This window comes from Shigella sp. FC1544 (assembly GCF_001722145.1).
Classification (GTDB): Bacteria; Pseudomonadota; Gammaproteobacteria; order Enterobacterales; family Enterobacteriaceae; genus Escherichia; species Escherichia coli.
This window is the reverse complement of the sequence record NZ_MECT01000015.1, coordinates 1-13,329: the sequence shown is the minus strand read 5'-3', so window position 1 is coordinate 13,329 and position 13,329 is coordinate 1. Positions and strand designations below refer to the sequence as shown.

Annotated in this window: 7 protein-coding genes and 4 pseudogenes; 8 read left to right on the top strand and 3 right to left on the bottom strand. The window is 52.4% G+C overall.

Annotated elements, in window-relative coordinates; genetic code table 11:
* Window positions 1–102: IS3 family transposase (locus BGK49_RS01330; protein ID WP_069375680.1), on the bottom strand; the 102-nt coding region annotated here is incomplete at its 3' end.
* Window positions 103–175: 73 nt separating this feature from the next.
* Window positions 176–313, bottom strand: a pseudogene (locus BGK49_RS28890) (pyrimidine utilization protein A); the annotation flags it as partial.
* A gap of 287 nt (window positions 314–600) precedes the next feature.
* Between BGK49_RS28890 and rutR the strand changes: the two are divergent.
* Window positions 601–1,239, top strand: a complete 639-nt coding sequence (rutR, locus tag BGK49_RS01320; protein ID WP_000191701.1) for an HTH-type transcriptional regulator RutR — start codon at window positions 601–603, stop codon at window positions 1,237–1,239.
* Window positions 1,240–1,278: 39 nt separating this feature from the next.
* Here the strand turns inward: rutR and putA are convergent.
* A pseudogene (gene putA, locus BGK49_RS01315) lies at window positions 1,279–5,240 on the bottom strand (trifunctional transcriptional regulator/proline dehydrogenase/L-glutamate gamma-semialdehyde dehydrogenase).
* 54 nt (window positions 5,241–5,294) lie between these two features.
* Between putA and BGK49_RS01310 the strand changes: the two are divergent.
* The 7 genes and pseudogenes from BGK49_RS01310 to BGK49_RS01265 form a co-directional block, all read left to right on the top strand.
* On the top strand, window positions 5,295–5,504 hold the full coding sequence (locus tag BGK49_RS01310; protein ID WP_000979516.1) for a hypothetical protein: 210 nt from the start codon (window positions 5,295–5,297) through the stop codon (window positions 5,502–5,504).
* A 158-nt stretch (window positions 5,505–5,662) separates the two neighbouring features.
* Window positions 5,663–7,171, top strand: a complete 1,509-nt coding sequence (putP, locus tag BGK49_RS01305; protein ID WP_001018486.1) for a sodium/proline symporter PutP — start codon at window positions 5,663–5,665, stop codon at window positions 7,169–7,171.
* 668 nt (window positions 7,172–7,839) lie between these two features.
* On the top strand, window positions 7,840–8,670 hold the full coding sequence (efeU, locus tag BGK49_RS01295) for an iron uptake transporter permease EfeU (protein ID WP_000497942.1): 831 nt from the start codon (window positions 7,840–7,842) through the stop codon (window positions 8,668–8,670).
* 57 nt (window positions 8,671–8,727) lie between these two features.
* Window positions 8,728–9,855: pseudogene (gene efeO, locus BGK49_RS01285) on the top strand (iron uptake system protein EfeO).
* A gap of 5 nt (window positions 9,856–9,860) precedes the next feature.
* Window positions 9,861–11,132: an iron uptake transporter deferrochelatase/peroxidase subunit gene (gene efeB, locus BGK49_RS01280; RefSeq protein WP_001199474.1), complete on the top strand. Its 1,272-nt coding sequence runs from the start codon at window positions 9,861–9,863 to the stop codon at window positions 11,130–11,132.
* Between the two features lie 620 nt (window positions 11,133–11,752).
* A complete protein-coding gene (phoH, locus tag BGK49_RS01270; RefSeq protein ID WP_005042898.1) occupies window positions 11,753–12,541 on the top strand; it encodes a phosphate starvation-inducible protein PhoH in 789 nt (262 codons plus the stop codon).
* Window positions 12,542–12,992: 451 nt separating this feature from the next.
* Window positions 12,993–13,329, top strand: a pseudogene (locus tag BGK49_RS01265) (IS1-like element IS1A family transposase); the annotation flags it as partial.

Sequence of the window (13,329 nt, the reverse complement as noted above, 5' to 3'; positions counted from 1 at the left end):
AACATCCATAGCTTTGGCGGCATCTGCCACCGTGTATTTCTGGTCAACAACCAGTTGAGCGGATTCGCGTTTAAACTCTGCGCTAAAATTTCTTTTTTTCATTGGAGCACCTGTGTTGTTCTGAGGTGAGCATATCACCTCTGTTCAGGTGGCCAAATTCAGTGTGCCACTTCAACAGGGCGAAATCGAAATGGTAATGCTCCGCTTTTTGCACAATGGCTTTATTCAGTTCAAAGGTCGGCATGTACTGCGGCGCGTGGGTCGAAATGAGCCAGCCGTTGTTGCCAATAGGTACGAATACGCCAATTTTCATCATCAACCTCTCTTCGTCTCGTAAAGTGAAAGTCAGACGGGGCGCTGCATCCTGCATATCCTTTTCAGCCGCGTATTGGCTTGTTTGCAAAGCGGATGCCAGTTTTTAAAAAGTGAATGTTATTAATGTGTTAGCATTGTGTTATCTAAAATATCTGGTAAAAAGTGGACTAAACGGTCAAAACAGTTGCACATAAAACATGCATCCGTGCGCGATGAGAGTGCAGAAGGTCGAGGCCGGGCGGGGGTTTTGCTATCCTGTTGCCAATCTACAAGAGGGGAGAGCGCATGACGCAAGGCGCAGTGAAAACAACGGGTAAACGTTCGCGCGCAGTAAGCGCGAAGAAAAAAGCGATTCTTAGCGCAGCACTGGACACTTTTTCACAATTCGGTTTTCACGGCACAAGGCTGGAGCAGATCGCAGAGTTGGCGGGTGTTTCAAAAACCAATCTGCTGTATTACTTTCCGTCAAAAGAGGCGCTGTATATTGCCGTGCTGCGGCAGATTCTCGATATCTGGCTGGCACCGTTAAAAGCGTTTCGTGAAGATTTCGCCCCGCTGGCGGCGATCAAAGAGTACATCCGTCTGAAGCTGGAAGTCTCACGCGATTATCCGCAGGCTTCGCGCCTGTTCTGTATGGAGATGCTGGCAGGCGCGCCGCTGTTAATGGATGAACTGACGGGCGATTTGAAGGCATTAATTGATGAGAAATCGGCGCTGATTGCCGGTTGGGTCAAAAGCGGCAAACTCGCGCCGATTGATCCGCAGCATTTGATTTTTATGATTTGGGCTTCCACTCAACATTACGCCGATTTCGCCCCTCAGGTGGAGGCGGTGACAGGCGCAACGTTGCGCGATGAGGTATTTTTCAATCAAACGGTTGAAAACGTGCAGCGGATTATTATTGAGGGGATTCGACCACGTTAAAGATGCCGGAGGAGGGTGTAACATCCTCCGGCTACCTGTTTAATCGATCGTCATTAAACTGGCGTTACCGCCAGCGGCAGCGGTATTCACACTCAGCGAACGTTCGATATACAGCCGTTCCAGAAGGATATTGCTTTCGCCACGGGCAAAACCCTGCACCGAAACAATTGCGCCATCCCGCGCAGCAACGGCTTCACACAATGCGCGAAGCTGATCCGAATCACCGTGGAAGATCACCGCATCAAAGGGTTGAGCGGTTATATTTTCCGCTTTCGCCAGTTGAATACGTTCGCTGACTGCCGATGGCAATGCCTTTACTAGCTGACGATGCAGCGCGTCATCCGGCCACAGTACCTGGCTGCCCACCGCCAGCACGGCGGCGAGCTGAGTCAGCGCATCCTGCTCATCATCGGCAATACACAACACGCGCTCACGCGGCAGCAGCGTCCAGGTGTTGCGTTCACCCGTCGGCCCCGGCAGCAATCGTTGTATTCCTGCCTGCGCCAGCTCGCCATATTGCGTACATAACGCCTGCAATTCTGGACGATTTGCTGCCCATTCCCGCAGTGCATTTAGCGGCTGAGTCAATGCGGCTTTCAACTGTGCATCGACCGGATACTCTGCATCCTGACGCGCGAGCGTCACTGCCAGCGCACTTTCCGGGCGATTCGCCAGCAGACGGTAGAGATAGAGCGGACCGCCTGCTTTCGGCCCGGTACCGGACAACCCTTCGCCGCCGAACGGCTGCACACCAACCACTGCGCCCACCATATTACGGTTAACATACAGGTTACCAACATGGGCCGAGCCAGTGACCTGGGCGATGGTTTCATCAATACGCGTATGGACACCAAGCGTCAGACCATAGCCGGAAGCGTTAATCTGCTCGATCAGCTCTGGTAGCTGGTTACGGTTGTAACGCACCACATGCAGCACCGGACCAAAGACCTCTTTGTGCAATTCGGCAAAGTCATCCAGTTCGATCAGCGTCGGGGCGACAAAGGTGCCGCTTTGCCATTCACGGGCATCTTCGCTGTTTTCCCGCACCGCCTGGAACACCGGACGGCCTTTGCTACGCATGGTCTGAATATGGCGCTCAATATTGGCTTTCGCTTCGCTATCAATCACCGGACCGATATCGGTGGTCAGGCGACCCGGATTACCCATCCGGCATTCGGCCATTGCACCGCGCAGCATTTTCAACGTGTGGTCGGCAATCTCATCTTGCAGGCACAGCACGCGCAGTGCCGAACAACGCTGACCCGCACTGTCAAACGCCGAGGCCAGCACATCCACGACGACTTGTTCGGTCAGTGCTGAAGAATCGACAATCATCGCGTTCATGCCGCCGGTTTCAGCGATGAGCGGAATAGGGCGACCCTGAGCGTCCAGGCGGCTGGCGATATTGCACTGCAGTAACGTAGCGACTTCGGTTGAACCGGTAAACATCACCCCGCGCACGCGATCATCACCCGTCAGTTGCGCGCCCACGGTTTCCCCCTGACCTGGCAGCAATTGCACCACGCCAGGGGGTACACCCGCTTCCAGCAAAATGGCGATCCCTTGCGCGGCAATCAGCGGCGTTTGTTCTGCCGGTTTTGCCAGCACGCTGTTACCTGCCGCCAGTGCGGCAGCGATCTGCCCGGTGAAAATAGCCAGCGGGAAGTTCCACGGACTGATACACACCACAGGCCCTAATGGACGGTGGGTTTCGTTAGCGAAATCATCCCGCACCTGTCCGGCGTAGTAGTGGAGAAAATCGACCGCTTCGCGCACTTCGGCAATAGCGTTACTGAAGGTTTTTCCGGCTTCACGCACCAGAATACCAATCAGTTGCTGCATCTGGCTTTCCATTAGCACGGCAGCGCGATGCAAAATCGCCGCGCGTTCAGCCGGAGGCGTGGCAAACCAGATTGGCGCGTTATTAACCGCACTTTCCAGCGCCTGTTCTACTTCACGCGGCGTGGCTTCACGCACAAAGCCCACAATATCTTTCGGTTCCGCAGGGTTAATAACGGGCGACATCTCACCTGCCGCTACCGGTTGTTCCAGCATTGGCAAGGCCTGCCATTTTTGCAGTGCACTATTGAGCAGGGCAGAGGAGAGCGAGGCCAGACGGTGTTCGTTAGCGAGATCCAGCCCTGCCGAGTTGTCGCGCCCGTGACCGTAAAGATCGCGCGGCAGGGGAATTTTCGGATGCGGTAATCCAGTTTGCCCTTCCTGTTGCGCCAGTTTTTCTACAGCAGTGACCGGATCGGCGACCAGTTCATCCAGTGGCAAAGAGGTGTCGGCAATACGGTTAACAAACGAGGTGTTAGCACCGTTTTCCAGCAGGCGACGCACCAGATACGCCAGCAGCGTTTCATGTGTGCCAACCGGGGCATAAATACGACACGGTCGGTTAAGTTTACCGTCGGCAACTTTCCCTGTGACCTGCTCGTACAGTGGCTCGCCCATACCATGCAGGCACTGGAACTCGTACTGACCCGGATAGTAGTTCTGACCTGCCAGTTGATAAATCGCTGCCAGCGTATGGGCGTTGTGCGTCGCGAACTGCGGGTAGATTAGATTCGGCACCGCCAGCAGCTTTTTCGCACAGGCGAGATAAGAAACGTCGGTATACACCTTGCGGGTATAAACAGGATAGCCTTCAAGGCCGTCCATCTGCGCACGCTTGATTTCACTATCCCAGTACGCGCCTTTCACCAGGCGAATCATCAGACGGCGACGGCTGCGGGTGGCGAGATCAACCAGGTAATCGATCACCAACGGGCAGCGTTTTTGATAAGCCTGAATAACAAAACCGATGCCGTTCCAGCCTGCCAGTTCCGGCTCGAAACAGAGATTTTCCAGCAGATCGAGGGAGATCTCCAGACGATCGGCCTCTTCGGCATCGATGTTAATACCAATATCATACTGACGCGCCAGCAGGGTGAGTGATTTCAGACGCGGGTAAAGCTCTTCCATTACCCGGTCATACTGGGCGCGGCTGTAGCGCGGATGCAGCGCCGACAGCTTGATTGAAATGCCCGGACCTTCATAGATGCCACGACCGTTAGACGCTTTACCAATGGCGTGAATCGCCTGCTGATAGGAAACCATATACGCCTGTGCGTCTGCGGCAGTCAGTGCAGCTTCGCCCAGCATATCGTAAGAGTAACGGAAACCTTTCTCTTCCAGCTTGCGGGCATTGGCTAACGCTTCCGCGATGGTTTCACCCGTGACGAACTGCTCGCCCATCAGGCGCATCGCCATATCCACACCTTTGCGGATCAGCGGTTCACCGCTTTTACCGATAATGCGGTTCAGCGAGCGGGAGAGGCTGGCTTCGTTATGGGTGGAAACCAGTTTGCCAGTAAACAACAGCCCCCAGGTAGCGGCATTAACAAACAGTGACGGGCTACGACCAATGTGTGACTGCCAGTTACCGTTGCTGATTTTGTCGCGAATTAACGCGTCGCGGGTGGCTTTGTCGGGAATACGCAACAACGCTTCCGCCAGACACATCAGCGCCACGCCTTCCTGCGATGACAGCGAAAACTCCTGCAATAACCCCTGGACCATACCTGCGCGACCACTGGCATTTTTTTGATTACGCAGTTTATCGGCCAGTTGATATGCCAGTTTATGCGCCTGTTCAGCAACTGGCTGCGGCAGGCGGGCTTGTTCCAGCAGCCTAGAAACCGCTTCGGTTTCCGGGCGACGATAGGCCGCGGTGATCGCGCGCGGGAAACCGACTGGGGCAAAATTTGCTCGGCAAAGTCGAGGAATGGCTGGTGTGGTTCCTCTGCCGGAGTCGGTGCTTCATCGCTCTCATTGGCAGCACCAGAAAGCAGCGCAGGTAGCTCTGGCAGAGTATCGCTGTTTTCCAGTTGTTCGAGATAAGAAAAAATCGCCTGCTTAATTAACCAGTGTGGCGTGCGATCGATACGTGTCGCGGCAGACTTAATACGCTCACGCGTCGCGTCGTCCAGCTTAACCCCCATGGTGGTGGTTCCCATGCCATTACTCCTGTTGTTCTGAAAGGTGCAACTTAACGTTATCGTGAAATATCCATGATGTTGCAACTTTGTGCAACCATGTTAAATGTGACCTGCGTAGCAAGCTTAAAAATGAATGAAATGTTAATAAAAGAAATTGATATGACAGGGATTAAAAAAATAACTCAGACTTTTTCTCTGCGGCAGTTAACATTTTTGAAAGGTGCAACCGCAAAAAATGTGAGAGAGTGCAACCTGATGAAAAATAGTGTCGCTGAGCACTAAAATTTAATGTAAATGGTGTGTTAAATCGATTGTGAATAACCAGCGCTTCCGGCAGGATACGGTCGCCCTGGTAAAAAATAAACTCTGTTACCCCGTTCCGGTTGCAGATATAACGGCAAGTTTCGACATTGCCGATAATAATTTTTTGGAGACTTTAGATGGCTATTAGCACACCGATGTTGGTGACATTTTGTGTCTATATCTTTGGCATGATATTGATTGGGTTTATCGCCTGGCGATCAACGAAAAACTTTGACGACTATATTCTGGGCGGTCGTAGTCTTGGGCCATTTGTGACGGCATTATCGGCGGGTGCGTCGGATATGAGTGGCTGGCTGTTAATGGGGTTGCCTGGCGCGGTTTTTCTTTCCGGGATTTCCGAAAGCTGGATCGCCATTGGCCTGACATTAGGCGCGTGGATCAACTGGAAGCTGGTGGCCGGGCGGTTGCGTGTGCATACCGAATACAATAATAACGCCTTAACATTGCCGGATTATTTCACCGGGCGTTTTGAAGATAAAAGCCGCATTTTGCGCATTATCTCCGCGCTGGTTATTTTGCTGTTCTTCACCATTTATTGCGCTTCGGGCATTGTGGCAGGCGCGCGTCTGTTTGAAAGTACCTTTGGCATGAGCTACGAAACGGCTCTGTGGGCGGGAGCTGCGGCGACGATCCTTTACACCTTTATTGGCGGTTTCCTCGCGGTGAGCTGGACTGACACTGTACAGGCCAGCCTGATGATTTTTGCCCTGATCCTGACACCGGTTATCGTCATTATCAGTGTCGGTGGCTTTGGTGACTCGCTGGAAGTGATCAAACAAAAGAGCATCGAAAACGTTGATATGCTCAAAGGTCTGAACTTTGTTGCCATTATCTCACTGATGGGTTGGGGGCTGGGTTACTTCGGGCAGCCGCACATTCTGGCGCGTTTTATGGCGGCGGATTCTCACCACAGCATTGTCCATGCGCGTCGTATCAGTATGACCTGGATGATCCTCTGCCTGGCAGGGGCGGTGGCTGTCGGCTTCTTTGGGATTGCTTACTTTAATGAGCACCCGGCGGTAGCAGGCGCGGTAAACCAGAACGCCGAGCGCGTGTTTATCGAACTGGCGCAAATTCTGTTTAACCCGTGGATTGCCGGGATTCTGCTGTCGGCAATTCTGGCGGCGGTAATGTCAACCTTAAGTTGCCAACTGCTGGTGTGCTCCAGTGCGATTACCGAAGATTTATACAAAGCGTTTCTGCGTAAACATGCCAGCCAGAAAGAGCTGGTGTGGGTAGGGCGTGTGATGGTGCTGGTGGTGGCGCTGGTGGCGATTGCGCTGGCGGCAAACCCGGAAAACCGCGTGCTGGGCTTAGTGAGCTACGCGTGGGCAGGCTTTGGCGCGGCGTTTGGTCCGGTGGTGCTGTTCTCGGTGATGTGGTCACGCATGACGCGTAACGGTGCACTGGCGGGGATGATCATCGGTGCGCTGACGGTTATCGTCTGGAAGCAGTTCGGCTGGCTGGGACTGTACGAAATTATTCCGGGCTTCATCTTCGGCAGTATCGGGATTGTAGTGTTTAGTTTGCTGGGTAAAGCGCCGTCAGCGGCGATGCAAAAACGCTTTGCCGAGGCCGATGCGCACTATCATTCGGCTCCGCCGTCACGGTTGCAGGAAAGCTAAGGGACTTAGCCTGCGGTGGTTTTGTTTGGCTTCAGCAGCGGGTTGCGCTCCCTTAATGTGCCTCGCCATATAAATTGAATGGTGCAGGGAGCGCGCAGGGGGCGGCCAATCGCCGCCGCCCCCTGTGCACCCCCGGGCTCTGGCGAACAAAATCGCCGCTGCGCGGTACCTTCAGCTTATCCCCTTCGGCTACCGGGTCGGGCGCGAGGTAACGTCCTGTAAGACGCGCCCTCAGCCCACATCCATGTGGGCTGTCCCGGCCTTCGGGGAACGCTTCAGCGATTTTGACGCCACCAACACCCGAGCTGTTATTATGTTCCGGGCAAAAAGTTAGATTTGATAATCGCGGATGGACGAAATTGCTTGATACACCCGCTTATCAGTTTTACATGGAAGCTCTGATGCATTGAGTCTGGACAGTTTTGTCGGCTGGATATGGCGTTTACGCGGCATCCGGCAAGAACACATGGTTCTTTGCAAACAATCCCATCTTTCTACCCTGGAATAATCGTTTATATCCCCTGGCATTATCTCTCTTTGTTTACATTCCAACATCATTTTATAAACATTCCGCTTGTATTTTTCTTTACCGTAATGATAATCGCTATCACTGCGATTTACTTTTCTTTGCATAGATTGACTCAGAAAAACGTTTAAGGGTGGGTGGCATGTTTGTTCCGTTTCTCATTATGTTGCGCGAAGGACTTGAAGCCGCGCTGATTGTCAGTTTGATTGCCAGCTATCTTAAGCGTACCCAGCGAGGCCGATGGATTGGTGTGATGTGGATTGGCGTGTTGCTTGCCGCTGCGTTGTGCCTGGGCCTGGGGATCTTCATTAACGAAACCACCGGCGAATTTCCGCAAAAAGAACAGGAACTGTTTGAAGGTATCGTGGCGGTGATCGCCGTGGTGATCCTTACCTGGATGGTTTTCTGGATGCGCAAAGTGTCGCGCAACGTCAAAGTGCAACTGGAACAGGCAGTCGATAGCGCATTGCAGCGTGGAAATCATCATGGCTGGGCGCTGGTGATGATGGTCTTTTTTGCCGTTGCAAGGGAAGGGCTGGAGTCGGTCTTTTTCCTGCTGGCGGCATTTCAACAAGATGTCGGGATCTGGCCGCCGCTGGGTGCAATGCTCGGTCTTGCTACAGCCGTGGTGCTCGGCTTTCTGCTCTACTGGGGCGGTATTCGCCTCAATCTTGGTGCATTTTTTAAATGGACCAGCCTGTTTATTCTCTTCGTCGCCGCAGGGCTGGCAGCTGGTGCCATTCGCGCATTTCATGAAGCCGGATTGTGGAACCACTTTCAGGAAATCGCCTTCGATATGAGTGCGGTGCTCTCAACTCACTCGCTGTTTGGCACGCTGATGGAAGGGATTTTTGGCTATCAGGAAGCGCCGAGCGTCAGCGAAGTCGCCGTCTGGTTTATTTATCTCATCCCGGCGCTGGTGGCATTTGCTCTGCCACCACGCGCAGGGGCGACAGCGTCTCGCTCCGCGTAACAAATACGACGCAAACTCTTGCTTAGTTACAACATACTTTAAAGGGATAGTCTCGTCATAACCATTAACTTCCGCCGTAACGCATTGCAGTTGAGCGTGGCTGCGCTGTTTTCTTCTGCTTTTATGGCTAACGCCGCTGATGTGCCGCAGGTCAAAGTGACCGTGACGGATAAGCAGTGCTAACCGATGACCATTACGGTTAACGCCGGGAAAACACAGTTCATTATTCAGAACCATAGCCAGAAGGCGCTGGAGTGGGAGATCCTCAAAGGCGTGATGGTGGTGGAAGAGCGGGAAAATATCGCCCCTGGTTTTAGCCAGAAAATGACGGCGAATTTACAGCCTGGCGAATACGATATGACCTGCGGTCTGCTGACTAACCCGAAAGGGAAGTTGATCGTCAAAGGTGAGGCAACGGCGGATGCGGCGCAAAGTGATGCGCTGTTAAGTCTTGGTGGTGCAATTACTGCATATAAAGCGTATGTCATGGCGGAAACCACGCAGCTGGTGACCGATACCAAAGCCTTTACCGACGCGATTAAAGCTGGCGATATCGAAAAAGCGAAAGCACTGTATGCGCCGACGCGCCAGCACTATGAGCGCATTGAACCGATTGCTGAACTGTTCTCCGATCTGGATGGCAGCATTGACGCCCGTGAAGATGATTACGAGCAAAAAGCCGCCGACCCAAAATTCACTGGTTTCCACCGTCTGGAAAAAGCATTGTTTGGCGACAACACCACCAAAGGGATGGATCAGTACGCTGAGCAGCTTTATACAGATGTGGTCGATTTGCAAAAACGCATCAGTGAACTGGCTTTCCCACCTTCAAAAGTGGTCGGCGGCGCAGCCGGACTGATTGAGGAAGTGGCAGCCAGCAAAATTAGCGGTGAAGAAGATCGCTACAGCCACACCGATCTGTGGGATTTCCAGGCTAACGTTGAAGGCTCGCAGAAAATTGTCGATTTGCTGCGTCCACAACTGCAAAAAGCCAACCCGGAACTGCTGGCAAAAGTCGATGCCAACTTTAAAAAGGTCGATACCATTCTGGCGAAATACCGTACTAAAGACGGTTTTGAAACCTACGACAAATTGACTGATGCCGACCGGAATGCACTGAAAGGACCGATTACTGCGCTGGCGGAAGATCTGGCGCAACTTCGCGGTGTGCTGGGACTGGATTAAGCGTTATGCAGTATAAAGATGAAAACGGCGTGAATGAACCGTCACGCCGACGTTTACTGAAAGTGATAGGTGCGCTGGCGCTGGCGGGAAGTTGTCCGGTCGCTCATGCACAAAAAACGCAAAGTGCGCCGGGTACGCTTTCACCGGATGCACGCAATGAGAAACAGCCGTTTTATGGTGAGCATCAGGCAGGGATCCTGACGCCACAACAGGCCGCAATGATGCTGGTGGCGTTTGATGTGCTTGCCAGCGATAAAGCCGATCTTGAACGGTTGTTTCGCTTGTTGACTCAGCGTTTTGCTTTTCTGACTCAGGGCGGAGCGGCACCAGAAACGCCAAATCCGCGCCTGCCACCACTCGATTCCGGCATTCTTGGCGGCTACATTGCGCCCGATAATCTCACCATCACGTTATCGGTGGGTCACTCATTGTTTGATGAGCGGTTTGGCCTTGCGCCACAGATGCCGAAAAAGTTGCAGAAGATGACGCGTTTCCCCAACGACTCGCTGGATGCGGCGTTATGCCATGGTGATGTGTTGCTACAAATTTGCGCCAACACCCAGGACACGGTGATCCATGCGCTGCGCGATATCATCAAACACACGCCGGATTTGCTCAGCGTGCGCTGGAAGCGGGAAGGGTTTATTTCCGATCACGCAGCGCGTAGTAAAGGCAAAGAGACGCCGATTAATTTGCTGGGCTTTAAAGACGGCACTGCCAATCCCGATAGCCAGAATGATAAGTTGATGCAAAAAGTGGTGTGGGTAACGGCAGATCAGCAGGAGCCTGCGTGGACAATCGGTGGCAGCTATCAGGCAGTACGCTTGATTCAGTTTCGAGTGGAATTTTGGGACAGAACGCCGCTGAAAGAACAGCAGACGATTTTTGGCCGTGATAAGCAAACCGGTGCGCCGCTGGGAATGCAGCATGAGCATGATGTGCCTGATTACGCCAGCGACCCGGAAGGGAAGGTGATCGCGCTGGACAGCCATATCCGGCTGGCGAATCCCCGCACGGCGGAGAGTGAGTCCAGCCTGATGCTGCGTCGCGGCTACAGTTATTCGTTGGGGGTCACCAACTCCGGACAACTGGATATGGGGTTGCTGTTTGTCTGCTACCAACACGATCTGGAAAAAGGCTTCCTGACAGTACAAAAAAGGCTCAATGGCGAAGCGCTGGAGGAATACGTTAAACCTATCGGCGGCGGTTATTTTTTTTCGCTGCCGGGAGTGAAGGACGCGAACGATTATCTCGGAAGCGCGTTATTGCGGGTTTAATGTTTTTAGGCGGATAAGGCATTTGTGCGCAGATGCCTGATGCGACGCTTGCGCGTCTTATCATGCCTACAATCAGTGCGGGTTTGGTAGGCTGGATAAGGCGTTCACGCCGCATCCGGCGATCGTGCACTGATGCCTGATGCAAATCCTGCTGAAAGCACACAGCTTTTTTCATCACTGTCATCACTCTGTCATCTTTCCAGTAGAAACTAATGTCACTGAAATAGTGTTTTATAGTTAAATATAAGTAAATATATTGTTGCAACAAATGCGAGATCTGTTGTACTTATTAAGTAGCAGCGGAAGTTCCCGGCAGTGATAGTCAGTCACTATGGAGATCGCGGATGGTAACGTCCTGTACTGGACATGTTTTAGATAATCAACGCGCCACCACTCGCGGAGTTTTCTCCTCCGGTAGTCATCTCGTCACTTTGCATTTTCAACCTCATCCTTTCTTTTCATGTGTTACCGACGCCGTAAACGGTGCGCGTAGCCGTTTTTCGGCATTTTATCCAAAAGCAAACTATGGCTTACAAGGAAGCCAACCCTCTGATGTTCGTGCGCAGAATCACGCTGCCAACGGCGCGTGTGATGAATACAAACAACTCAAGGTGCTCTCCATGGGAAGACAAAAAGCAGTGATCAAAGCTCGTCGCGAGGCAAAACGTGTGCTGAGACGGGATTCGCGCAGCCATAAGCAGCGTGAAGAAGAATCGGTCACCTCGCTTGTGCAGATGAGCGGCGTAGAAGCCATTGGTATGGCCCGCGACAGTCGCGATACCTCGCCCATCCTCGTGCGAAATGAAGCGCAATTGCACTATCTGAAGGCTATTGAGAGTAAGCAGCTGATATTCGCCACGGGCGAAGCCGGGTGCGGAAAAACCTGGATCAGCGCAGCAAAAGCGGCAGAGGCCCTGATACATAAGGATGTCGACAGGATTATCGTCACCCGTCCAGTTCTGCAAGCCGATGAAGATCTTGGCTTCTTACCTGGTGATATCGCAGAAAAGTTTGCTCCCTATTTTCGCCCGGTCTACGACGTGCTGGTCCGGCGCTTAGGGGCTTCCTTTATGCAGTACTGCCTGCGACCGGAAATAGGGAAGGTGGAAATCGCGCCGTTCGCCTATATGCGTGGACGTACCTTTGAAAATGCAGTCGTCATTCTTGACGAGGCGCAGAATGTGACTGCCGCGCAAATGAAAATGTTTTTAACCCGCCTCGGGGAGAACGTGACGGTTATCGTCAACGGTGATATCACGCAATGCGATTTGCCTCGCGGCGTGTGCTCCGGATTAAGTGACGCGCTGGAACGTTTCGAAGAAGATGAAATGGTTGGGATCGTCCGGTTCGGAAAAGAGGATTGCGTACGTTCGGCACTTTGCCAACGTACGCTGCATGCATACAGTTAAGTGTGTTATCGGTGCAGAGCCCGGGCGAACCGGGCTTTGTTTTATTTCAACAGATTTTCACTTCAGGTTAGCGTTCAGGGGGGCGACTTTGAGCGTGTTGATAAGCTGAACTGGAGTCTGGTTTAGATACTCTTACCAGGCATTTTTCGTCATAGCATCAGACCAGTGTAATACTGCCAGCGCGGAGAGTTTTTCTTCCAGAAGCCAAAAAAATGAGCATCTGCCTATCTTTTTTCGGCCATTCAACCTGTACAGGAGATCTGGTGCCAATTTTGCTTATGAGGTTTAATCAACAATGGGCTATACTTTGACTGACTGTTTAACACCGAATATATTCCTCTGATTTATTCTTTAGGGATAATATTATAAATGTAAGGTTAATCTTAATTAATTCTTGGTGATGCTGCCAACTTACTGATTTAGTGTATGATGGTGTTTTTGAGGTGCTCCAGTGGCTTCTGTTTCTATCAGCTGTCCCTCCTGTTCAGCTACTGACGGGGTGGTGCGTAACGGCAAAAGCACTGCCGGACATCAGCGCTATCTCTGCTCTCACTGCCGTAAAACATGGCAACTGCAGTTCACTTACACCGCTTCTCAACCCGGTACGCACCAGAAAATTATTGATATGGCCATGAATGGCGTTGGATGCCGGGCAACTGCACGCATTATGGGCGTTAGCCTCAACACGATTTTACGTCACTTAAAAAACTCAGGCCGCAGTCGGTAACCTCGCGCATACAGCCGGGCAGTGACGTCATCGTCTGCGCGGAAATGGACGAACAGTGGGG

What these genes read in the sequence shown, in the direction of transcription:
- putP (WP_001018486.1), top strand. Translation starts at nt 5,663, where the DNA reads ATGGCTATTAGCACACCGATGTTGGTGACATTTTGTGTCTATATCTTT.
- efeB (WP_001199474.1), top strand. Translation starts at nt 9,861, where the DNA reads ATGCAGTATAAAGATGAAAACGGCGTGAATGAACCGTCACGCCGACGT.
- efeU (WP_000497942.1), top strand. Translation starts at nt 7,840, where the DNA reads ATGTTTGTTCCGTTTCTCATTATGTTGCGCGAAGGACTTGAAGCCGCG.
- rutR (WP_000191701.1), top strand. Translation starts at nt 601, where the DNA reads ATGACGCAAGGCGCAGTGAAAACAACGGGTAAACGTTCGCGCGCAGTA.
- BGK49_RS01310 (WP_000979516.1), top strand. Translation starts at nt 5,295, where the DNA reads ATGATGTTGCAACTTTGTGCAACCATGTTAAATGTGACCTGCGTAGCA.
- phoH (WP_005042898.1), top strand. Translation starts at nt 11,753, where the DNA reads ATGGGAAGACAAAAAGCAGTGATCAAAGCTCGTCGCGAGGCAAAACGT.